Genomic DNA, 22,138 nt, shown 5'->3' on the forward strand with positions numbered 1-22,138 from the left:
GCCCGGTACCGCCTCCCGGCCCACGCCCCGCACCCCGACCCATCGGCGGTCCCGGAGGTCAGCGGCCGATGGCACCTCCCGGGGCGCCCCGTCCCGCAGGCCCGCCCCGTTCGGTGGCCCCGGGGCAGTCCCCGGTCATGACGTCGCTGGTCAAGACCGGTGATCCCGCCGACGAGCCGGCCTCCGGGTCGCCCGTCGCCGGCGACTGATCGGGCGTCGTACAGGTGCCGCTCTGGGGTGAGCTGCTGGTCGCGGCCGTCATCTTCGTCGGCCTGGTCGGGATCGTCGTCCCGATCCTGCCGGGAACGCTGCTGATCGCCGGCGCGCTGCTCGTCTGGGCGATCGTCGTGGGCGGCTGGGCCTGGTCGGTGTTCGCCGCAGCCCTCCTCGTGCTCGTGGTCGGCGAGGTCATCAAATACATCGTCGCCGGAAAGTCGTTGCGTACGGACGGAATCCCGAACCGAACCGTCGTGGTGGGTGGAATCGTCGGGATCGTCGGTTTCTTCGTCGTGCCCGTGATCGGTCTGCTCCTGGGCTTCGTCGTGGGTGCGGTGGCCGCCGAACTCGTGCGGACCCAGAGCCTCGAGTTCGCCTGGCGCGGTGCGGTGGCCGCGCTCAGGGCCGCGGCCAAGACGATCGGCATCGAACTGCTCTTCGCGCTCGTCGCCACCAGCATCTGGACGGGCGGCGCCTTCGTCTGGTGAGGCTCGTTCTCCGAGAACGGGATACGCCCGACCCCCGCGTGCCAGAATGGCGCCTGTGCGCATCGGGATGACGATGCCCGTGATGGAGCCGGATCTCGACGCAGAGACCCTCCACTCCTGGGCCACCACCATTGACGACGGCCCCTTCAGCTCCCTGTGCTGGGGTGAGCGGATAGCGTTCGACAACCCCGAGTGCCTGACGTTCCTCGGCGCGGTGGCCGCGTGGACCCGGCGCGTACCCCTGGTGATGACGGTCGTGGTGCCCCAGCTGCACGACCCGGTCATGCTCGCGAAGGCACTGGCGACCGGAGACATGTTGTCGGAGGGCAGGCTCACGGTGGCGCTCGGAGTCGGCGGCCGGCACGAGGACTACCGGGCCGTCGGCGCGGACCCGTCCACCCAGACCATGAGGCAACTCGCCGACCGGGCGGAGACCATGAAGCAGGTCTGGGCCGGCGAGAAGCTGACCGAGTCGGTGCTTCCGGTCGGGCCGCCGCCGTATCGCAAGGGCGGTCCGTCGCTGCACGTCGGAACCACCGGACCCAAGACCATCCGCAGCGCCGTCGACTGGGCCGACGGCATCGCCGGCGTCACCCTCGACCTCGATGCCTCGAAGCAGAACGAACTGTTCGACGTCGCGCGGTCGGCGTGGGCCGAGGCCGGGCGTCCCGCACCGCATCTCGCGACATCGTTCTGGTTCGCCATCGGCGAGGGGGAGGCGCCGCGGGCGCAGGTGACCCGGCATCTGCACCACTACATGAACTGGATTCCGTCGGAGTTCGTCGACGCCATCGCGCCCACGACGGGGTGGTCGGGTACCGAGGCCGAGCTCACCGAGGTGCTGCGCCGCTTCGCCGACATCGGCACCGACGAGGTGCAGCTCATCCCGACGAGTTCGGACCCCGACCAGCTCCGACGCGCCGCCGATGTGGCCGCGGCCTTCGCCTGATCGGCCCGGAGAACAAAGTTGCGGCAGTTGGTTCCGGAATCCGGAACCAACTGCCGCAATGCGTCGGTGACTAGTGGGCGGCGCCTGTCCCGGGCTTGAGCATCACCAGGCACAGCACGGCGGCTGCGGCGGTGAGGGCGCCCGAGAAGATCAGGCACAGCTGCATGCCGTCGAGGAAGGCGTCCCCGACGGCGTTCATGACCGTCGGGGTGTCCGCGCCGAGGTCGAGACCTGCCACGGCACCGAGCCCCCCACCGTCCACCGCGTCGACGACGCGCTCGCGCAGCTCGCCGTCGATTCCCGCATCGGCGAGCTGCCGTGGAAGCGAGCTCACCGCGCCCGCCGTGAGCAGGGCGCCGAGGACGGCCGGACCGAGCGCACCGCCGACCTGACGGAAGGCGTTGTTGCCCGCTGCCGCCATGCCCGCCAGACGGTAGGGCACCGCGGCGACTGCAGTCGCGGTCATCGGGGCCATCACGAAACCCATGCCGAGACCGAGCACGACCAAGCGCCACCCGATCGCGGCGAACGAGGTGTCGGCGTCGATGGTGAGCAGCGCGAACTGTGCCGCGGCGACCGCGGCCAGGCCGCCGCCGATCAGGATGCGCGCCTGGACCCGGTGCATCAGCTTGCCCGCAAGCGCACCCACGACCATGGAGGCGCCGTTCATCAGCGCGAGGCGCCAGCCGGCCTCGATCGTGCCGAGTTGCTGCACCAGGCCGAAGTACATGCTGAGCACGAAGATGAAGCCGATCAGCGACAGGAAGCTGATCATCGCGATCAGTGTGGTGACGGTGAAGGCGCGACTGCGGAACAGTGCGAGGTCGAGCATGGGGCTGTCGGAACGACGTTCGACGGCCACGAACGCCGCGCCCGAGAGCACCGCGATGATCAGGGCGACGATCACGCGGGCGTCGCCCAGTCCGTTGACGCCGGCCTCGATCACGCCGAAGACCAGTGCAGTGACCGCGACGGCGGTGGTCACCTGACCGGGCCAGTCGAGGCGCCGGTTGTGCGGCGCACGCGATTCCGGAAGCGCGGCCAGGGCGATCGCGAAGGCGGCGACGGCGAACGGGACGGGCAACACGTAGATGAATCGCCAGCCGAGGTTCTCGGCCACCGGTCCGGCGATCATCGGCCCCACCGTCAGCGCCAGCATCAGCGACGACGCCCAGATACCGATGAACTTGCCGCGTTCCCGGAAGTCGGGGACCGCGTGGCTGATGAGCGCGAGGGTCGTCGGGAGCAGGGCCGCGGCGCCGGTGCCGGCCAGGGCCTGGCCGACCCACACGAAGGCGATGGACTGCGCCGACAGTGCGACGACGGCGCCCACCGCGGACAGCGCGAGGCCGGTCAGATAGACCTTGCGTCGACCGTGGACATCGCCGAAGACACCAGCGGTCAGGATAAACGCCGCCATCGGCAGCACAAAGGCGTCCTGCACCCAGGACAGCTGCGCCGTCGACGCGCCGAGGGCGTTGCCGATCGCCGGCAGGCTCACCGCGACGCTGGTGATCGGCAGGTAGGCCACGAAGACGCCGAGGCAGGCCATCACGATGGTGGCCGTCCGGCGCTCGGGGGGAGCGGGAAGGGTGGTGGACGTGGTGGTCACGCACACTCGCTTTCGATGTCAGGGGTGGCACGGTCCGACCGGACGCGACCACGGGTCGTCGTCTCGGATGGGGCCCGGCGATGGTTGCCGCGCGAAGCGCAGGACCCCAATTGTCCGGGGTGGGGGTACGAAACCTGCAACCAAAACGATCTGCGCGGCACATTTGTCGGTTGGGGCGACGGAGGTCGGTAGTATTCCTCCACAATGGACGACACCGACGGAACAATCCTCCGCGCTCTTCAGGTGTATCCGCGCGCATCGTTCCGCCTGCTCGGGGAGGTCGCCGGAATCTCGGAGCAGACCGCGGCGAGGCGGTACCAGGCACTGCGCCGGGCCGGGGTGACGAGAGTCGTCGGAGTCGTCCGCCCGGCGGTGCGTGGCGATGCGGAGTGGGTGGCACGTGTGCGATGCCGCCCGGACCGGTTGGAGCCGCTGGCCGCGTCCCTTGCCCGTCGACGTGACGTGGTCTTCGCCTACGTCGTGTCCGGCGGGTCCGAGATCGTCTGCATCGTGCGGGCGCCGATCGGGGACGTCGGCGACGATGCGCTGCTCGCGGCGCTGCCGTCACGCGCAGCGGTCCTCGACCTTCACGTCGATCTCCTGTTGCACGCCTTCAACCCGGGTTCGGCCTCGAAGTGGACCGGCTTCGGCGGGTGGTTGCCGGAGGAGTCCCGCGCGCTGCTGGCCGCGGCGGCGTGCGGTATCGCCGGCGCCGACGAGGAACCCGAGGGCGGTGGGCTCATCGAGAACGCGCGCCTCACCGACGACGATGCGCCGCTCATCGATGCGCTGACGCAGGACGGTCGGCTGCCGCATCGTGAGCTGGCGCGTGTCTGCGGGTGGACGGTGGGACGAGTGCGTCGACGACTGCGGACCCTGGAACAGAGCGGCGCGCTGCAGTACGACGTCGAGATCCTGCCGGAGCGGCTGGGTTTCGGGCTGAGCGCCACCCTGTGGCTCAAGGTGTCGCCGCACGCCATCGATGCGGTGGGCGAGGCGGTCGCCGCGCACGACGAGGTCGCGTTCGCGGCGGCGATCAGCGGCGAACACAACCTCATGGTCTCGGTGATCTGCCGCGACGCCGACGACTTCTACCGGTATCTGCGCACCAGAATCGGTGCGATGGAAGGGATTCTCGGCTACTCGGTCAGCATCCGCGTCCGGCGGTTGAAGCAGACCGCGTCGCTGGTGGTGCAGGGGCGTCTGATCCAGCCGGTGTGACTCCGATTGATCCCTCGATGACACGAACCTGCTGTTCGGAAGTGCCGGATGGGGGCGTCGTGCGCGGTAACTTCCTTCTGTGACCTCGCCGACGACCGACAATCAGGGCCTGGTGAGGTTGTGCGTGCTCGCCGTCGTCGCCGGTTGCGTGACCGGTGTCCTCGGCGGGGCTTTCCGGTGGTGCCTCGACCATCTCAACCGGTGGCGGTTCGAGATGCTGGACTGGGCCGACGGTCTCGGCGCCCCGGGGTGGCTCATACCGGTCGCACTGACGGCCGCGGGTGCGGCCCTCGGTGCGTTCATCTCGCACCTGGTGCCGATCGCGGCCGGTAGCGGCATCCAGCACGTGGAGGCGGTCGAACGTGGTGAGGCGGAGCCGGCGCCGCTGCGCGTGATCCCCGCCCGCTTCGTCGGTGGACTGGCCGCGATCGGCTCGGGTCTGATCCTCGGTCGGGAGGGCCCGACCGTGCACATGGGTGCGGCCGTCGGTTCCGAGACCGGGCGCCGTGCCAAGCTCGACGAGCACGACGTCCGCGTCATGCAGACCTCGCTCAGCGGGGCCGGTCTCGCCGTCGCCTTCACCGCGCCCGTGGGTGGCGCGCTCTTCGCGCTCGAGGAGGTGGCCCACTCCTTCCGGATCCGGGTGGTGGTACCGACCATCCTCGCCGTGGCCGCGGCGGTGGCCTGCGGCCACGTGATCCTCGGCGACCGGCCCGATTTCCTCGTCGGCGTGGTCGCGCCGCCCTCGATCACCCTGCTGCCGGTGTTCGTGGTCTTCGGTCTTCTCAGCGGCCTCATCGGGATCGCCTATGGCCGAGCGGTTCTCGGGGCGATCACCGCGGTTCGGGGGATCACGCGCGTCCCGCAGATCGCGAAGGCCGCGATCATCGGCGCGATCGTCGGCGGCCTGATGGCCGTCGACACCGACGCGGCCGGTGGCGGAGACAACCTGGCGCAACAGATCTTCGACGGCTCGGTGGTCCTGCCGGTGGTCGCCGCACTGTTCATCGTCCGGTTCGTCGCCGGACCGCTGTCCTACGCCGCGGGCACACCCGGTGGTCTGTTCGCGCCGATGCTCGCACTCGGTGCGTTGTGGGGTGTGCTGTTCGCCGCGGGCCTCGAGGCCGTGATCCCGCAATCGGATTCGACGCTGCGCGATGCCCTCGTGCTCGCGGGCATGGCCGCACTGTTCGGCGCGGTGGTGCGGGCGCCGCTCACCGGCATGGTCGTGGTGATGGAGATGAGCGCGACGACGACCGTGGCGGTCCCCATGCTCGCCGCGACCGCGGCGGCCGTACTCGTCGCACATCTCTCCGGGACCCCGCCCGTCTACGACTCGCTGCGGGAGCAGATGCTCGCCAACGACGCCGGCCGCGAACGGGATCCAGGCGCCTAGAAGGTGCGGGTGTGTGCGCCGAGCGGCACGATCAGCGGCCCGCCCGAGATCGGGTCCGTCATCACATGTGCCCGCAGGCCGAAGGCCTCGTCGAGCATCTCGGCGTCGATGACCTCGGCCGGGGTGCCGGTGGTGACGATGGCGCCGTTCTTCATGACCACCAGCGAATCGCTGTAGCGTGCCGCGAGATTGAGGTCGTGCAGGACCATCACCACGGTCTTGCCGTGGTCGTCGCGGAGGCGGCGGACGAGGTCGAGGACGTCGATCGAGTGGGCGAGGTCGAGGTAGGTGGTCGGCTCGTCGAGCAGGATGAGGTCGGTGCCCTGCGCGAGCGTGAGCGCGATCCAGACCCGCTGGCGCTGACCGCCGGAGAGGGCGTCGAGCGTTCGGTCGGCGAGTTCGAGGGTGTCGGTCATCTCCATCGCCTCGGCGACGGCGGCTTCGTCGGCCGCGGTCGCCTGCTGGTACCACCGCTGGTGCGGGTGCCGGCCCCGGCCGACGAGGTCGGCGACGGTCAACCCCTCGGGGGCGACCGGGTTCTGGGGCAGGATCGCCAGGGTCCGGGCGATCTGCTTGGGCCGCACGTGCGCGATGTCGTCGCCGTCGAGGTAGACCGTGCCGGCCTTGGGCGGCAGCAGTCGGGCGAGGCATCGGAGCAACGTCGACTTACCGCACCCGTTGGAGCCGATGATGGTCGTGACCTGGCCGTCGGGGATGTCGATGTCCAGGCCGTCGATGACGACCCGCTGGTCGTAGCCGACGGTGAGTCCGCTGCCGCGGAGCCGGGGCGTCGCCTGCGGGGCGTTCTCGGTGGGGGAGATGGTCATACGGTCGCCTTCCGGGACATCGCGATCATCAGGTAGATGAGGAACGGTCCGCCGATCGCGGCGGTGACGATGCCGACGGGTAGGCCGCCGGGCAGCACCGTGCGGCACAACAGATCTCCGCCGAGCACCAGGGATGCACCGACCAGGCCGGACAGAAGCGGGGTCGGCACCGCGGTCCGGGCCAGGCGCAGTGCGATCTGCGGGGCGAGCAGGGCGACGAACGCGATCGGTCCGGCGGCGGACACGCACAGCGCACTGACCAGGACCGCGGTCAGCAGCAGTGTCGTGGACACCGCGCCGGTGCGGACGCCGAGTCCGCGTGCGAGATCCGGTCCGAGGCTCAGCATGCCGATCTGCCGTGAGAGCACGACGATCACGGCGATCCCGAAGACGACGCCGCCGACCACCGGCCAGACATTGGACCAGCCCACGTTGGCGACCGAGCCGACCAGCCATACCTGGGCGCGTCCCACATCGCGGATGTCGGCGCGGGTCAACAGGAAGTTGGTCAGCGCCTGCAGCATCCAGGTCATGCCGACGCCGATCAGCACGAGGCGGAACGGGTTGATGCCGCTGTTGGCCTTGCGGCCGGGCCATGCGAGCACGTACATGAGCGCTGCGGTCAGCAGCGCGCCGATCATCGCCGACGCCGGGACACCGAGGTCGCCGAACCAGCTGCCCCAACTCGTGTTCGAGAAGGCGATGGCCGCGACCGCCGCCGCGCTCGCTCCGGCGGTGATGCCGAGGATGTCGGGGGTGGCGAGGGGATTCTGTGAGATCAGTTGGGTGAGAGAGCCGGAGCACCCGAGCCCGATGCCCACCAGCAGTCCGACGAGGGCCCGGGGGAGCGCGACGTCGAAGACGACGACGTTCTCGATGCGGGTGCCACCGCCCAACAGGATTCGCGCGACGTCGATCGGGGTGAGGGGGAAGTCGCTGACGCCGACACTGGTCAGGAACAGCACCACGGCGAGTACCGCGGAGACGAACGCGACGACGAGCATGCGTGTGCGCACGACGAACGACACCGGTTCGATCGCGACGCGGTAGCCACCGGGATGCGGGGCGATGCTGCGCGCACGAGATCCGGTCCCACCGGCAGCGGGCTCGGGCGTCGTCACGTCGGAGGAGTTCATACGGTTGCCAACTTCTGCCGACGGACCATGAAGATCAGGAACGGAGCGCCGACCAGGGCCAGCATGACGCCCACCTGGACCTCACCCGGGCGCGCAACGACGCGGCCGAGGATGTCGCAACCGACGAGGAGTATCCCGCCGAGCAGCGCCGAATACGGGATGATCCAGCGGTAATCGGCGCCGACGAACGCTCGGGCGATGTGCGGCACGACGAGTCCGAGGAACACGATGGGCCCGCAGGCCGCGGTGGCGGCGCCGATCAGCAGGGTGATCGTCAGGATGCCGAGCGCGCGGATCAGGACCACCCGCGAGCCCAGCGCCTTGGTCATGTCGTCGCCGAGGCTGAGGACGTTCAGGAAGAAGCCGCTCGCCAGCGCGAACACCAGTCCGACTCCGATGAACGGCAGGCTCGCCCAGAACACGTCGATGCCACGGCCTGCGGTCGAACCGACGCTCCAGAACCGCCACTGGTCGAGCGAGTTGGTGTCCACGAGCACGATCGAGGAGGTGATCGCGGTGAGCATCGCCGTCAGGCCGGTGCCGGCCAGGACCAGGGTGAGCGGACTCGAGCCGCTCAGTGCCGACAGCCCGAAGACGACGGTCGCGGCGATGATCGCGCCGAGCAGACCGAAGAACATGAACGCGACGGGGCTGGTGATCCCGACCAGGTAGATACCGGCCACCACGGCGCATGCGGCTCCGGCGTTCACGCCGAGGATGCCGGGATCGGCGATGGGGTTACGCGTGTGTCCCTGGGTGAGGGCACCGGCGGCGCCGACGGCCAGACCGGCGAACAGACCGAGGAGGGTCCGGGGGACGCGGAGGTCCCAGACGATGCCGTCGACGTCGGTGTCCTTGCTGATCGCCGGCATCCGGAGATCGAGGAGGGCGGCCCAGATCTCGGAGATCCCGTCGGCGAAACTCGCCCAGACCTCGTCGAGCGGGACGGGGCGGGTGCCGAAGAGCACGGAGGCGACGACCAGCCCCACCAGAACCGCGACCAGCACGGGAATGCCGAGAACACGGAAGGGGCGGCGCACGAAGGGTTACCTTACCAACGCTGTTCGGCGACGCTCGTGGCGCGGCATCGTTCATGTCGTTCGGGTAACGAAAGACCGCACCGGAGTGAGTGGAGGTTGTGTCTTCGGTAACACTGCGGTGAGCTCGGATCGATATGCCCAGTGTTTCCAGGGTTGTGAAAACAGGAGGATCGATGAAGTCACTCAAACGGGCCGTTGTCGGGGTTCTGGCTGCGGGAAGCATCGCGGCAGGAACGCTCGTGGGTGCCGCGCCCGCGCAGGCCGCCGTCCCCAACCTGCAGATGACCGGTGGGGTCTACTGCCAGTTCGGTGCCCCGGGTACCCCGTGGAACCAGGCGTGGAGCATGACCCGGTTCATGCGCGTCACCGCGCGTGACGGCGAATTCCGCAACGTCACCCTGCAGGAGACCGGCGGCGCGACGAAGTTCAAGGCGCAGCTGAAGAAGAACGAATCCCTCACCATCAAGACCACCTGGTTCGGCTGCTTCCCGTCGTCGATCTCCGGCTACGCGATCTCCGACTACGCCGAGAACCTGACCGACAACGTCGGTTTCTGGTGGAACGTCCGTCGCATCGACAACCCGTTCGACCGCTTCGGCACGGGCTCGTCCGCGTCGGCCGCCCAGGTGACCGGCGGCGGCAACAACGTCAAGGGAGTGCCCACCATCCCCGGGCGCTGAGTCCGGAACGAACAAACGAGGGGCGACCGGTGAGAACCGGTCGCCCCTCGTCGTTGTTGTTGCTGAGAGCGCCTCAGGCGGACGGACGCGCCACCTTGTGGGGCTCGGATGCGGCGAGCATGTCCTCGCGTTCGACGACCTTCACGCGCTCGCGGCCCTCGGCTGCACCGAGTGCGCGTTCGTGCTCGTCGAGGCGGTACCAGCCGTCCCACGTGGTGAACGGGATGTTCTTGGACTCGAGCAGCTCGATGATCGCATCCTCGCCGGGGGTGCCCGGTGCGAGGAGCTTGTCGGCTTCCATGTCCTTGAGGATGCAGTCGACGGTCTCGTTGGCGTCGCCCTTGGTGTGGCCGATCAGGCCGACCGGACCACGCTTGACCCAACCGGTGGTGTAGACGCCGGTGAGCTGCTCACCCTCGTCGAACACGCGTCCGGCCTCGTTGGGGATGACCCCGGCCTGGGAGTCGAAGGGGATGTCGGGCAGGTTGTCCGACAGGTAGCCGACCGCACGGTAGACCGCGCCGACCTCCCAGTCGGTGATCTTGCCGGTGGGCTTGACGTTGCCGGTGCCGTCGAGCTGGGTGCGTTCGGTGCGCAGGCCGACGACCTTGCCGTCTTCGCCGAGGATCTCGACGGGGCTTTCGAAGAAGTGCAGGAACAGCTTGTGGATCGCACCCTGCTTCGGTTCGCGGATCGCGTAGTTCTCGATGATCGTGGCGACCTGGTCGGTGATCTTCGAGCCGCGACGGGCGACGGTGGAACCCTCGTCGTAGTCGATGTCCTCGGGGTTGACGATGACCTCGATGTTGGGCGAGTGGTCGAGCTCCTTGAGCTCGAGCGGGGTGAACTTGGCCTGGGCGGGTCCGCGGCGGCCGAAGACGTGGACCTCGATGGCCTTGTTGGCCTTGAGCCCTTCGTAGACGTTGGCCGGGATCTCGGTGGGCAGCAGTTCGTCGCCGGTCTTGGCCAGCACGCGGGCGACGTCGAGGGCGACGTTGCCGACGCCGATGACGGCGACCTTCTCCTGCTCCAGCGGCCAGGTGCGCGGGAAGTCGGGGTGGCCGTCGTACCAGGCGACGAACTGTGCGGCGCCGTAGCTGCCCTCGAGGTCGATGCCGGGGATGTCGAGGGCGCGGTCGTCGGTGGCGCCGGTGGAGAAGATGATCGCGTCGTAGTGCGACTTGAGTTCGTCGAGAGTGATGTCGGTGCCGTAGTCGACGTTGCCGAGCAGGCGGACCTGCGGCTTGTCGAGGACCTTGTGCAGGGCGGTGATGATGCCCTTGATGCGCGGGTGATCAGGCGCGACGCCGTAACGGATCAGTCCGAACGGAGCCGGCATACGCTCGTAGAGGTCGATGCTGACGCCGCGATCCTTCGCGGTGTCGGACTTCATCAACGCGTCGGCGGCGTAGATCCCGGCGGGACCGGCACCGACGATCGCAACCCGAAGCGGGCGGCTGTTGTCGCTCATGGAGTAGGTGTCTTCCGTTGCTCGGCGCGCCCCGACGCAGGAACCGGATCCGAAACCCTTGATTCTGGTGTCGACACGCTTGGGTATGGCCTATCCCTTCTACGGTAGGCGCTCGGTGTCTACGACCAAAACCGGCTGTGAGGTAGTCCTCACTTCTCGACGTCACCGTGATGACGTCGCGTCCTGCGCGTCAGCGTGAGCCGGCTGCTTCGGCGAGGGGACCGACGGCTTCACCGGCCACCCACGGGATCGTCAGCAGGGTCGGCACCGACATCGCGCTGCCGACCTCTTGGGACAGGTAGGCGACACGTCCCGACCGCGCCACCTCGAGGCGCGTGAACGCCGGATTCGACCGCAGTTTGTCGTTCGAGCCCTCCCAGTCGACGGCCACGACGACGTCGGCCGCGTCGAGCCGGTCGAGGCTCTCGGCAGGCAGTTCGCCGTAGAAACCGCTGGTGATCGCATCGCGCAGGGCGGTCGGGAAGGTGAGGCCGTAGCCGGCGACAGTCTGCGCGCGACCGTCCTCGGGTCCGTACACCGAGACCCCGCCCGTGGGGCTCGCGGTCACCACGACGGCGGTCTTTCCGGCGAACTGCGGGTTCTTCGCCCGGATGCCCGCGAGAAAGGACTCGGTCTCGCCGACCTTGCGTCGGGCGAGGTCGGGTTGTCCGATCGCGGTGCCGATCTGGATGGTCTGCGCGGTCCACGGCACCTGCCAGGGCTTGTACTGGGCGGGCCGGAGGATGGTGGGTGCGGTCTTGCTGAGCAGGTCGAACTGGTCGCGGGTGGGGTCGGCGCCGACGGCGGTGATCAGATCCGGGCTCGTGGCGAGCGCCTTGGGGATCTCGTTCCCGAGGGCCGCCGAGGTGTTGGAGAGGACCACCGGTTGGGAGTCGCCGATCAGTTCGGCATTCCACGGCGCCTTCGACTGGTCGGGATCGGCGAACGGGGCGATCGTCGTCGGCATGACGCCGAGGGCCAGCAACGTGTCGGCGTCGCCGACCCCCAGGGCGGCGATCCGCTGGGGGGCTTTCTCCACGACCGCCGGTGCGTAGACCTGCTGCAGTGTCACCGGGATCGCGCCGGCCTCCGGGGCGGGGACCCGTGCCGAATCGTCGGCGACACCCTCGTCCGGGGCCGAGCAGGAGGTCACCATCAGAGCCGTCGCGACCAGCGCGAGCAGGAGTCCGGACAGTCGATGGGTGTGCAGACGCATGAGGGTCCTCGCCGGTCGACGGAAGCAGTGAGGTCCACCTTACTTACGGATCACGGAAGTTCCTGCCCCGGCGATTCGGTACGGGAGGCCGGAGAAGCCGGACGGAGGTCACACCAGGACTGTCGTTACACTTCGCGCCATGGCCAAAGCTGCAGGCGGGGGCCCCGACAAGCCCACCGGTAAGGGCGCCGCACCCCGGAACACCTCGCGGGGTGCCGCGTCCCCGAGGAAGCCTGCCCTCGGCAAGGCCGGGTCGGACGACGACGTCGACGCCGCCCTCGTCGAGGAGACACCGCCGAACTGGAAGAACGCCTGGCCGTTCTTCGCCGCTGCGGGTGTGGTCGCGCTCCTCGCCCTCGGGATCGTCCTGTCGAACATCTCGCGTCCACCCGAGGACCGCGTCAGCGACGACGCGCTGGTCCAGTACGCGATCAACGACCAGTACACGGCGCGCAACGGCCCGAACTACGCCGAGTACCGGGCGAACACCTGCGATGCGGACCTGAACAAGGTCGAGTTCGTCTCCGAGGCCCGATTCCTCGCCGAGAACCAGGCGTCCCTGGACGCGAACGGCCCCATCGAGATCCCCGAGATCACCGACCTGGTGGTCGACGGTGACCGGGCGACCGCGCAGGTCCATTGGCACTATAAGAACACTCCCGATGACAAGAAGGTCGTGGATACGACCGTGGTGCGCGAGAACGGCGAATGGAAGGTGTGCTCCTCATGACCTATGCCGGCGACCTGACCCCGCGGGAAGCGTGGGAAAAGCTCGAGAACAACCCCGACGCGGTCCTCGTCGACTGTCGGACGCAGGCCGAATGGTCCTTCGTCGGCGTCCCCGACCTCGAGATACTGGGCAAGCGCACGATCTTCGCCGAGTGGACGACATTCCCCGAGGGTCGTCGAAACGAGCAGTTCGTCGAGCAGCTGCGCAGCGCCGGGGTCACCGATGACCACGAGGTCATCTTCCTCTGCCGCTCCGGGCACCGATCGATCGGCGCGGCCGAGGCGGCGACCGCCGACGGGATCGGCAAGGCCTACAACGTGGTCGACGGGTTCGAGGGTGCCCTCGACGAGAACGATCATCGAGGTGCGTCGGGATGGCGCGCCGAAAACCTGCCGTGGAGGCAATCGTGAGTCCTGATCTGTCCGTGGGTTATGAACTGCCGGAAGGTCTTTCGCCCGACACCATCGCCGTCCGCGGCGGCCTTGCCCGCTCCGGGTTCTATGAGACCGCCGAGGCGCTGTACCTGACCAGCGGATATGTCTACGACTCCGCCGAGGCCGCCGAGCGTGCCTTCACCGGCGAGGACCAGCGATTCGTCTACTCCCGCTACGGCAACCCGACGGTCCACATGTTCCAGGAGCGACTGCGGCAGCTCGAAGGTGCCGAGGCCTGCTTCGCAACCGCCAGCGGTATGGCCGCGGTGTTCGTGGCGCTCGGTGCGCTGCTCAAGGCCGGCGACCGGCTCGTCGCCGCCCGCAGCCTGTTCGGCTCGTGCTTCGTGGTCTGCAACGAGATCCTGCCGCGCTGGGGCGTCGAGACCGAGTTCGTCGACGGCGAAGACCTCGAACAGTGGGAGCGGGCGCTGTCCAAGCCCGCCACCGCGGTCTTCTTCGAGACCCCGTCGAATCCGATGCAGACCCTCGTCGACGTCGCCAAGGTGTCCGAGCTGGCCCACGCCGCGGGCGCGAAGGTGGTCCTGGACAACGTCTTCGCCACCCCGCTGCTGCAGCGCGGCCTGGATCTCGGCGCCGACGTCATCGTCTACTCCGGCACCAAGCACATCGACGGTCAGGGTCGCGTCATGGGTGGTGCCGTCCTCGGCACCAAGGAGTACATCGACGGCCCGGTGCAGCAGCTGATGCGTCACACCGGTCCGGCGCTGAGCCCGTTCAATGCCTGGACGCTGGTCAAGGGTCTCGAGACGATGCGCCTGCGCGTCGACGCCTCGGTGTCCTCGGCCCTGCGCATCGCCGAGTTCCTGGAAGCCGACCCTCGCGTCCGCTGGGTGAAATACCCGTTCCTGCAGTCGCATCCGCAGTTCGAGCTGGCCAAGAGCCAGATGTCCGGTGGCGGCACCGTGGTGACCTTCGAGCTCAACGACCACGACGGCATCGACGGCAAGAAGCGCGCCTTCGAGGTCCTCAACGCGCTGAAGGTCATCGACATCTCCAACAACCTCGGTGACTCCAAGTCGCTCATCACCCACCCGGCCACCACCACGCATCGCGCGATGGGGCCCGAGGGACGGGCAGCGATCGGTCTCAGCGACGCGGTCGTCCGCCTCTCGGTTGGCCTCGAGGGCATCGACGACCTGCTTGCGGACCTGGATCAGGCGCTCGGCTGACGGGTAAACCCACCCTTTTTCGGCAGAGCCACCACCCCTCGGGGTGCTGGGTTTGCCGAAAAATGGTGGGTTTACACAGCGTTAGGGCAGCTCCGCGATCCCCAGCGCGTTCAGCACGGTCCGCAGTTTGAACGCGGTCTCCTCCAGTTCCGCTTGCGGGTCGGAGTGTTCGACGATGCCGCCGCCCGCCCAGGTGCGCAGGCTCCGACCATCGGCGGCGAGTTCGGCGCAGCGGATGGTCACCATCCACTCGCCGTCGCCGGCGGCGTCGCACCAGCCGACCGCGCCGGCGTAGAAACCGCGGTCGCCCTCGACGTCCCGGATGATCTGTGCGGCAACATCGCTCGGGGTTCCGCACACCGCGGGAGTGGGGCCGAGGAGCAGCGCGAGATCGAGAGCGGTGGTCGCCGGGTCGCGGAGTGTTGCGCGGATCGGGGTGGCCAGGTGCCAGACCTCGCCGGTGGACTCGAGCTTCGGCTCCGACGGCGCGTCGATGTCGTCGCAGAGAAGTCCCAGGCGTTCGCGCAGGTGGTCGACGACGAAGGCGTGTTCCGCGAGATCCTTTGCCGAAGCGAGCAATTCGTCGGCGGTGGCACGGTCGACGGCGGGGTCGGCCGACCGCGCCGCCGAACCTGCGTATGGGTGACAGGTCACCGTCGAACCCGACTTGCGAAGCAGGACTTCGGGACTCGCGCCGACCAGCCAGGTGCCCGAACCCGTCGCGGCGCCGACATCCACGCCGAAGGCGTTGTGTCCGGCGTTGCCGCCGGCCAGGGCGTCGATGAACTCGTCGGGCCGGACCTCCTCGTCGAGGACGAGATCGACGCTGCGCGCGAGCACCACCTTTCCGACGTCGCCCGCGACGATGCGCTTGATCGCGTGCGCGACACGTTCGCGATGTTCGTCGGCACCGGGGTGGAGCACGGTCGAGATCGCTCGTCGCGACAGCGGTCCGGTCCCGGGCAGCGGTGCTTCGCCGGTCCGGAGTCGTGCGGGGGCGATCAATGCCGCCGGGTCGCGCACATCGAAGGGGATCGCGCCGGTCAGCGACGCGACTTCGCCCGCCCGTAGCGCGGCGGACGCCTCGTCGACGTCGGTGAACGACCGGACCACCCCTTCGCCCCGCACGGTGCCGTGCGGACGCGACAACACGAAGACCTCACTCGATGACACGACAGCCAGGGTACAGGTAAGCCTGTCCTAACTAGGAATCACGGTGAATCTAAATTGACACCCTTCTCGGGGATCCGCGAACCTTGTCGCAGGTCATGAGTGCCAGTGACAAGCCCCGGCTCGCTGGTCGGCAACCCTCCTCCACGGTGGGGTGCTCCGGGTGACGACCTGGCTGCGTTCGAACCCGAATGCGGCAAGTGTGGATTCTCGAGGAGTTCTTGTCATGACTGCTGTGCTCTCGGCACCCGTCACCATCGTCCGCCCGACCCGTGCCGCGGGGTCCGCGATCCCGGACCGGGCGCCCTCCATCCCGGCGCTGGCACCGGTTGTCGGTGCGGATGCGCAGGTTCCCGTCGCCGCCGGACACAGCGTCGGCTACGCCAATCTCGACTACGCGGCGAGCGCCCCGGCGCTGGCATCAGTGGCCGCGCAGGTCGCCGGCGCCCTCGGTGAGTACGCGAGCGTGCACCGCGGTGCAGGTCACCTATCGCAGGTCACCACCCGTCGCTACGAGGCTGCGCGTGAGACCGTGCGCGATTTCGTCCGCGGCCGCGTCGACGACACCGTCGTCTTCACCCGTAACACCACTGACGCGATCAACCTCGCAGCCCACATCACGCCCGGCGACGTCGTGGTCCTCGACATCGAGCATCACGCCAACCTGCTGCCGTGGTGCGCACCGAAGGACGGTCGGAATCGGGCTCGCGTGGTCACCGCCTGCGACACGATCGAGGACACCCTCGTCGCGATCGAGTCCGAACTCGCCTCGAAGCCGGCGTCGCTGCTCGCGGTGACCGCCGCGTCGAACGTCACCGGCGAGGTCCTGCCGATCAGCAGGCTCGCCTCGATCGCCCATCGCCACGGGGCGCGAATCCTGGTCGACGCGGCGCAGCTCGTCGCGCATCGCCCCATCTCGATCGTCAGCCACGGCATCGACTATCTGGCCTTCTCCGGTCACAAGGCCTACGCACCGTTCGGTGCCGGCGTCCTGATCGGACGGTCCGACTGGTTCGACGCCGCCGACCCGTACCTCGCCGGCGGGGGAGCGACCGCCGACGTCGAGCTGGGCGGCGGAGAGAGCTCGGCCGGGACCACCTGGCACACCGGCGCCGCCCGCCACGAGGCCGGCTCGCCGAACGTGCTCGGCGCCGTGTCGATCGCCGAGGCGTGCGCCGCGCTGGCCGAGCTGGGCCCGGAGGCCATCGGCCTCCACGAACTCCGGCTCTGCGAACGCCTCGACGCCGGTCTCGCCCACATCGACGGCATACGTCCGCTGCAGATCTTCACCGACTCGACCGACCGCGTCGGCATCGCCGGCTTCACCGTCGACGGCGTCGCACCGCGGGTCGCGGCCGAGTACCTGAGCAGCGAGCACGGAATCGGTGTGCGGGACGGCAAGTTCTGCGCCCACCCGCTGCTCAAACGCCTCGGCCATCCCGAAGGTGCCGTCCGCGCGAGCTTCGGTGCGGGCACCACCTCCGACGACATCGACCGCCTGCTCGACGCACTCGGCACGCTCTGCGCCACCACGACCACCACCCGACCAGAACTCGACGAGGGGTACCCCGCATGACCATCCAACTCGACACACCGCGCAACGCCGTCACCATCGGCCGTCCCGGCTTCCAGGTCGCGATCGCGGGAGATGCTGTCGCCCAGACCTTCCCGATCGTCGTGCGTCGCGAGACCCTGCGGGACGCCCAGCGGGCGCGCTCGCTGCTGCGGGCCGGCACCCATGACCAGGCGAACTTCGTCGTCGCCCTCGAGGTCGAGGTGGCCATCGCGCCGCACGCGGCATCAGCACGTGCCGCCGTCGCGCAGGCCGGAGCCGCCACCGACAACTCGGAGACCATTCGCTACGTCGGCACGACCCACGGCCTGATCACGCTCCTGCGCGACGTCTATGCCGCCGAGGTCGCCGACGCGGTGATCCTGGTCCCGATCGACGGGTCGGCCACCGACCGTCGAATCCGCGAGCAGGTGCTCCCGGTCTTCGCGGACGTGCGCCACCGGGTCGCCTAGGTTTCGGGCCAGACCGAACGCAGAATCGCCGCCGCCGGCTCACGATCGCCTTCTGTACGTGGCGATGTGGCCGGCGGCGGCGATTGTGGTTCACCCCGTTAGAACACGAACCGCCGACGACAGCGTGTGTCGTCGGCGGTCGTGAACGACTGCTCGGGTGGCGTCAGCCGCGCGAGGGCTCGTTGGCGTCGTGCGGGTGAGCGGCGAGACGGTCGATGGCCTCCTGGGCCACCTTCTCGGCGGCTTCCCGGCCGACCCAACCGCCGGGCTGGACCTCCTTGCCGGGCTCGAGGTCCTTGTAGTGCTCGAAGAAGTGCGAGATCGGACCCAGCTCGTACTCCGACACGTCGGAGATGTCCTTGATGTGGTCCCAGCGCACGTCACCGGCGGGCACGCACAGCAGCTTGTCGTCGCCGCCGGCTTCGTCGGTCATCGTGTACATGCCGACGATGCGGGCGCGCACGATGATGCCGGGGAAAACCGACTCGGGCAGCAGGACCATCGCGTCGAGCGGGTCGCCGTCCTCGCCGAGGGTGCCGTCGATGTAGCCGTAGTCGGCCGGGTAGCCCATCGAGGTGTACAGGTAGCGGTCGAGGTAGACCTTCCCCGTCTCGTGGTCGACCTCGTACTTGTTTCGGCCACCTTTGGGGATCTCGATGGTCACATCGAATTCCACTGTTCCTCCTGGCAGTTGCGGATCGGGGTGTGATCGCCGGACGGCCCAGATGGCCGCGCGTCGCAACAACGATACTGTTAGTCCCACGACCTCGGGCTTCGTACCCCCGCAGTTCGCGGGTGTTTCGGGCCCCGGGTCGCGCATATCCGACATTTCGGCCGGTGTCGTATCGGTCGGTCAGTGCAGTATCGGTAAGGGCAGTGCGAGAGATCCGGAGGCTTCGTGGGCGCAACCACCAGACCCGCAGGTCGTGATGGCAGACCCCGCAGTCGCAGACTCCTCTGGTGGACGATCGTCGCCGTCGTGGTCCTCGCGCTGGTGTCGACCGCCGCCGTGGTCGTGGCGCTCCGCCTGGACAAGGAGGCCGAGCTGCCGCCGGGTATCCCGCCGCAGCCCGCCGCGATCTCCCTCGACCCGCAGATCGACCCGGTCGCCGCCACCGCTCCGGCCCCGACCCCGGCCGGGGTGTCCCAGGCGATCGCTCCCGCGCTGCGGAATCCGGCGCTCGGCGTCCTGAGCGGCATGATCTCGGACTCGCTGACCGGCGAGGTCCTGTGGTCGCGCAACCCCACCCGTCCGCGCATCCCGGCGTCGAACGACAAGGTGCTCTCGGCCGCGGCCTTCCTCGAGGCCATGCCGCACGATGCGCGCCTGACCACGACGGTTGTCGCCGGGTCGAACGGACAGGTGATCCTCAAGGGCGCCGGCGATCCGACCCTGACCGCGCAGCCCGCCGATGCCGACACCTTCTACAGCGAACCCGCCCGCATCGCCGACCTCGCCGAGCAGATCAAACAGGCCGGCATCCCGGTCACCTCGGTGGCGGTTGACCTGAGTGTTTTCTCCGGCTCGACGATGGACCGGACCTGGGACCGTCGGGACATCCAGGGCGGCGACATCGCACCGATCGAGTCGCTGATGGTCGACGGCGGCCGCCTCGAACCGCTCGACGAGTACTCGCCGCGGTCTGCGACGCCCGGGATCATGGCCGGTGAGGCTCTGGCCGCAGCGCTCGGCGTCGATGCGCCGGTGAGCGAGGCGTCCGCACCCGCCGGCGACCGCGTCGTGGCGAAGGTGGAGTCCGCACCGCTGGTGACCCGGGTCAACGACATGCTCCGCTACAGCGACAACGTGCTCGCCGAGACGCTGTCGGTCGAACTGTCGGTGCATCGCGGCGGACCCGCGACCCTTGCCGCCGGCGTCGACGCGATCGGGCAGGTCCTGTCGACCACCTTCCCCGACCAGTGGAAGGGCACCACGCTGGCCGACGCGTCGGGCATCTCCTACGCCAATCGCACGACGCCTGCGCTGCTCGACGCCGTGATGACAGCGGCCAGCGGAGCCTCGCATCCGAAGCTGCGACCGATGCTCGACGGTCTGCCGATCGCCGCCGGTACGGGCACACTCGCCGACCGTTTCCCGGTCGCCACGACACCGGGTGCCGGGTGGGTGCGCGCGAAGACCGGAACACTCACTGGCGTCAGTTCGTTGACGGGCATAGTCCAAACGATCGATGGCCGCGTGCTGTCGTTCGCCCTCATGTCCGGTGGCACCTCGCCGGCGGACGCGAGACCCGCCTTGGACGCCGTGGTGGGTCAACTCAGAGAGTGCGGGTGCCGATGAGCATGTCAGGAACCGACAGCAAGGCCGCGGTCGAGCCGGTGGGAGACGACACCCGCCTGAGCATCGGCTCGCAGATCGACTGGACGCTCGCCGCGTCGACGGCGAAACGGCTCGTCCGTCCCGGTCCCAAGACCACGGCCTACACCTACGAGGCCGCGCAGGCCGAGCTCGCCGACGCGGCCACGCGTGCGGAGGCACCGGTCCGCGAGGTCACCGGTCTCGCCGACGGGCTCCGCATTCCGACAACCCGAGTCCTGGACCGGTCGGGGTGGATCGACGCGGCCTCGGTCTCGATGCGATCGATGCTGGGATCGGAGGCCGGTCTCGAGATGACCTCGCCCGGCCTCGCGGCCAAGTTCGGCGGGGTCCAGGCCGGCGGTCTGCTCGCCTTCCTCTCCACGGCCATCCTCGGCCAGTACGACCCGTTCACGCCGGACCCGGAGACCGGTGAACCCGGCGTGCTGATGGTCGTGACACCGAACATCATCAACGTCGAACGCCAGCTCAAGGTCGTGCCGTCGGACTTCCGTCTGTGGGTGTGCCTCCACGAGGTCACGCACCGCGTCCAGTTCTCGGCCAATCCGTGGCTGCGCGATTACATGCAGGACAACGTCGCCGTCCTCACCTCCGAGACCGGTGAGTCGACCACCGAGATCGTCACGCGGATGACCAAGGCGCTCAAGAGCTCCGAACCCCGCGAGAAGGGCATCATCGGTGCGATGCAGCTGCTGCAGAGTCCCGAGCAGTTCGACGCCTTCCAGCGGATGATGGTCCTCGGCACGCTGCTCGAGGGGCACGCCGACCACGTGATGGATGCCGTCGGCCCGGCGCACGTCCCCACCGTCGCCCGCATCCGGACCGCCTTCGACAAGCGCCGCAAGGCACCGCAGAACCCGGTGCAACGCATCATCCGCGCCCTCATCGGCATGGACGCCAAGATCGCGCAGTACGTCCGCGGCAAGGCCTTCGTCGACGAGGTGGTCGAGACCGTCGGCATGGAGCGGTTCAACACGGTGTGGACCTCGCCCGAGACGATGCCGCTTCCGGACGAGATCGACACGCCGCAGGCATGGATTCGACGCGTGCTGTGACGCGGGTGGTCGCGGATTTCGCGACCACCGTTCTCGACGACCCGCACGCCTCCGTCTGCGTCGGGCTCTCCGGCGGTGCGGATTCGCTCGCCCTCACCGCGGCCGTCGTTCGCGCGGGACTCGACGTCACCGCACTGGTCGTCGACCACGGTCTTCAGGAGGGTTCCGCCGGGGTCGCGGCCCGGGCCGCCGACACAGCTCGCGAACTCGGTGCCGCCGCCCGGGTGCTCGAGGTCAGGGTCGGGACCCGCGGCGGCCTCGAAGCAGCCGCCCGCGAGGCGCGGTACGCCGCGCTCGACGCCGCCCGGGACGGCCGACCCGTCCTCCTCGCACACACCGCCGACGATCAGGCCGAGACGGTGCTTCTCGGACTCGCTCGCGGCTCGGGGGCACGATCCATTGCGGGTATGCGCGCGTGGAAGGCGCCGTGGGGCCGGCCGCTGCTCCGAGTACGTCGCATGCAGACGCTGGCGGTGTGCACCGAACTCGGACTCGCCGTGCACCATGACCCGCACAACCGTGACCCCCGGTTCACCCGGGTGCGGTTGCGCGCGGAGGTGTTGCCACTGCTCGACGACGTGGTCCGGGGCGGCGTCGTGGATGCGCTGGGCCGCACCGCACAGGCACTTCAGGACGACAACGACGCCCTCGACGCCTGGGCGGGGGCGGTGTGGGGGAGCGCCCGCACGGTCGACGGACTCGAGATCGGACCGCTGCAGGACGTGCCGAGGGCGGTGCGGACCAGGGTGATCCGTCGCTGGCTGCTCGACGTCGGGGCCACCGAGCCGACGAATCGGGTGATCGCCGCGGTCGACCGGCTCGGCGGTGAGAACGGGGGCGCGCAGGTGGCGATCGGCGGGGACCCGGGCGTGCGGACCGTCGTGGAACGTAGTGGTCAAACGCTGACGGTCCGCCTCACCGAAAGGTGAGACGGACCGTCAGGAAAA

At 69.1% G+C, this 22,138-nt stretch carries 21 protein-coding genes, 1 pseudogene and 1 riboswitch; of the genes and pseudogenes, 14 read left to right on the forward strand and 8 right to left on the reverse strand.

Features of this window, described 5'->3' with window-relative positions; all coding sequences use genetic code 11:
- The 3 genes and pseudogenes from GONAM_RS22510 to GONAM_RS16840 form a co-directional block, all read left to right on the forward strand.
- A pseudogene (locus GONAM_RS22510) lies at positions 1-209 on the forward strand (formate-dependent phosphoribosylglycinamide formyltransferase); the annotation flags it as partial.
- A 15-nt stretch (positions 210-224) separates the two neighbouring features.
- Positions 225-704: a DUF456 domain-containing protein gene (locus GONAM_RS16835; protein WP_006867961.1), complete on the forward strand. Its 480-nt coding sequence runs from the start codon at positions 225-227 to the stop codon at positions 702-704.
- 46 nt (positions 705-750) lie between these two features.
- Positions 751-1,653 carry an LLM class flavin-dependent oxidoreductase gene (locus GONAM_RS16840; RefSeq protein ID WP_245548635.1) on the forward strand — a complete coding sequence of 301 codons (903 nt, stop codon included), beginning with the start codon at positions 751-753 and terminating at the stop codon, positions 1,651-1,653.
- 70 nt (positions 1,654-1,723) lie between these two features.
- On the opposite strand, the gene GONAM_RS16845 is transcribed toward GONAM_RS16840, so the two are convergent.
- Positions 1,724-3,265, reverse strand: a complete 1,542-nt coding sequence (locus tag GONAM_RS16845) for an MFS transporter (RefSeq protein WP_006867963.1) — start codon at positions 3,263-3,265, stop codon at positions 1,724-1,726.
- A gap of 204 nt (positions 3,266-3,469) precedes the next feature.
- On the opposite strand from GONAM_RS16845, the gene GONAM_RS16850 reads away from it, so the two are divergent.
- Positions 3,470-4,486: an Lrp/AsnC family transcriptional regulator gene (locus tag GONAM_RS16850; RefSeq protein WP_006867964.1), complete on the forward strand. Its 1,017-nt coding sequence runs from the start codon at positions 3,470-3,472 to the stop codon at positions 4,484-4,486.
- A 79-nt stretch (positions 4,487-4,565) separates the two neighbouring features.
- Entirely contained in the window at positions 4,566-5,882 is a 1,317-nt protein-coding gene (locus GONAM_RS16855) for a ClC family H(+)/Cl(-) exchange transporter (protein WP_040536777.1), read from the forward strand.
- On the opposite strand, the gene GONAM_RS16860 is transcribed toward GONAM_RS16855, so the two are convergent.
- From GONAM_RS16860 to GONAM_RS16870, 3 genes are read right to left on the reverse strand one after another with little or no spacing between them, the layout of a single operon-like run.
- Positions 5,879-6,709 carry an ABC transporter ATP-binding protein gene (locus GONAM_RS16860; RefSeq protein ID WP_006867966.1) on the reverse strand — a complete coding sequence of 277 codons (831 nt, stop codon included), beginning with the start codon at positions 6,707-6,709 and terminating at the stop codon, positions 5,879-5,881. The genes GONAM_RS16855 and GONAM_RS16860 overlap by 4 nt on opposite strands.
- Positions 6,706-7,845: a FecCD family ABC transporter permease gene (locus GONAM_RS16865; protein ID WP_006867967.1), complete on the reverse strand. Its 1,140-nt coding sequence runs from the start codon at positions 7,843-7,845 to the stop codon at positions 6,706-6,708. Before GONAM_RS16865 ends, GONAM_RS16860 begins: the two co-directional genes overlap by 4 nt.
- Positions 7,842-8,885, reverse strand: coding sequence for a FecCD family ABC transporter permease (locus GONAM_RS16870; protein ID WP_006867968.1), 1,044 nt, complete (start codon positions 8,883-8,885; stop codon positions 7,842-7,844). The genes GONAM_RS16865 and GONAM_RS16870 overlap by 4 nt, the downstream gene beginning before the upstream one ends.
- A gap of 173 nt (positions 8,886-9,058) precedes the next feature.
- Here GONAM_RS16870 and GONAM_RS16875 point away from each other — a divergent pair, with 173 nt between their 5' ends.
- The gene (locus GONAM_RS16875) at positions 9,059-9,565 is read left to right on the forward strand and encodes a hypothetical protein (protein WP_006867969.1); all 507 of its coding nucleotides are present in this window, start codon (positions 9,059-9,061) and stop codon (positions 9,563-9,565) included.
- A 73-nt stretch (positions 9,566-9,638) separates the two neighbouring features.
- Here the strand turns inward: GONAM_RS16875 and GONAM_RS16880 are convergent, their stop codons facing one another.
- Positions 9,639-11,036 carry an FAD-dependent oxidoreductase gene (locus tag GONAM_RS16880; protein ID WP_006867970.1) on the reverse strand — a complete coding sequence of 466 codons (1,398 nt, stop codon included), beginning with the start codon at positions 11,034-11,036 and terminating at the stop codon, positions 9,639-9,641.
- Between the two features lie 190 nt (positions 11,037-11,226).
- A complete protein-coding gene (locus GONAM_RS16885; RefSeq protein WP_006867971.1) occupies positions 11,227-12,252 on the reverse strand; it encodes an ABC transporter substrate-binding protein in 1,026 nt (341 codons plus the stop codon).
- Between the two features lie 139 nt (positions 12,253-12,391).
- Here GONAM_RS16885 and GONAM_RS16890 point away from each other — a divergent pair, with 139 nt between their 5' ends.
- Genes GONAM_RS16890 through GONAM_RS16900 form a run of 3 tightly spaced genes read left to right on the forward strand, consistent with a single transcriptional unit; the run spans position 12,392 to position 14,606 of the window.
- Positions 12,392-12,982 carry an Rv0361 family membrane protein gene (locus tag GONAM_RS16890; protein ID WP_006867972.1) on the forward strand — a complete coding sequence of 197 codons (591 nt, stop codon included), beginning with the start codon at positions 12,392-12,394 and terminating at the stop codon, positions 12,980-12,982.
- Positions 12,979-13,392 (forward strand): rhodanese-like domain-containing protein, encoded by a 414-nt coding sequence (locus tag GONAM_RS16895; protein ID WP_006867973.1) that lies wholly within the window; start codon positions 12,979-12,981, stop codon positions 13,390-13,392. The genes GONAM_RS16890 and GONAM_RS16895 overlap by 4 nt, the downstream gene beginning before the upstream one ends.
- Positions 13,389-14,606 carry an O-succinylhomoserine sulfhydrylase gene (locus tag GONAM_RS16900; RefSeq protein ID WP_006867974.1) on the forward strand — a complete coding sequence of 406 codons (1,218 nt, stop codon included), beginning with the start codon at positions 13,389-13,391 and terminating at the stop codon, positions 14,604-14,606. The genes GONAM_RS16895 and GONAM_RS16900 overlap by 4 nt, the downstream gene beginning before the upstream one ends.
- Before the next feature lie 81 nt (positions 14,607-14,687).
- On the opposite strand, the gene GONAM_RS16905 is transcribed toward GONAM_RS16900, so the two are convergent.
- A complete protein-coding gene (locus GONAM_RS16905) occupies positions 14,688-15,758 on the reverse strand; it encodes an isochorismate synthase (RefSeq protein ID WP_006867975.1) in 1,071 nt (356 codons plus the stop codon).
- 112 nt (positions 15,759-15,870) lie between these two features.
- Positions 15,871-15,985, forward strand: a riboswitch (SAM riboswitch).
- Between the two features lie 17 nt (positions 15,986-16,002).
- Here GONAM_RS16905 and GONAM_RS16910 point away from each other — a divergent pair.
- Both GONAM_RS16910 and GONAM_RS16915 read left to right on the forward strand, forming a co-directional pair.
- Positions 16,003-17,352: an aminotransferase class V-fold PLP-dependent enzyme gene (locus GONAM_RS16910; protein ID WP_006867976.1), complete on the forward strand. Its 1,350-nt coding sequence runs from the start codon at positions 16,003-16,005 to the stop codon at positions 17,350-17,352.
- Positions 17,349-17,801 (forward strand): hypothetical protein, encoded by a 453-nt coding sequence (locus GONAM_RS16915; RefSeq protein ID WP_006867977.1) that lies wholly within the window; start codon positions 17,349-17,351, stop codon positions 17,799-17,801. Before GONAM_RS16910 ends, GONAM_RS16915 begins: the two co-directional genes overlap by 4 nt.
- A gap of 163 nt (positions 17,802-17,964) precedes the next feature.
- Here GONAM_RS16915 and GONAM_RS16920 read toward each other — a convergent pair whose 3' ends face one another.
- Positions 17,965-18,477, reverse strand: coding sequence for an inorganic diphosphatase (locus tag GONAM_RS16920; RefSeq protein WP_006867978.1), 513 nt, complete (start codon positions 18,475-18,477; stop codon positions 17,965-17,967).
- Between the two features lie 222 nt (positions 18,478-18,699).
- Between GONAM_RS16920 and dacB the strand changes: the two genes are divergently transcribed.
- The 3 genes from dacB to tilS are packed head-to-tail and all read left to right on the forward strand — an operon-like array spanning position 18,700 to position 22,120.
- Entirely contained in the window at positions 18,700-20,100 is a 1,401-nt protein-coding gene (dacB, locus tag GONAM_RS16925) for a D-alanyl-D-alanine carboxypeptidase/D-alanyl-D-alanine endopeptidase (RefSeq protein ID WP_500784357.1), read from the forward strand.
- Positions 20,097-21,191 (forward strand): zinc-dependent metalloprotease, encoded by a 1,095-nt coding sequence (locus tag GONAM_RS16930; protein WP_006867980.1) that lies wholly within the window; start codon positions 20,097-20,099, stop codon positions 21,189-21,191. Before dacB ends, GONAM_RS16930 begins: the two co-directional genes overlap by 4 nt.
- Positions 21,170-22,120, forward strand: coding sequence for a tRNA lysidine(34) synthetase TilS (tilS, locus tag GONAM_RS16935; RefSeq protein WP_040536781.1), 951 nt, complete (start codon positions 21,170-21,172; stop codon positions 22,118-22,120). Before GONAM_RS16930 ends, tilS begins: the two co-directional genes overlap by 22 nt.
- Positions 22,121-22,138: the final 18 nt, after the last annotated feature.

Source organism: Gordonia namibiensis NBRC 108229, from assembly GCF_000298235.1.
GTDB lineage: Bacteria > Actinomycetota > Actinomycetes > Mycobacteriales > Mycobacteriaceae > Gordonia > Gordonia namibiensis.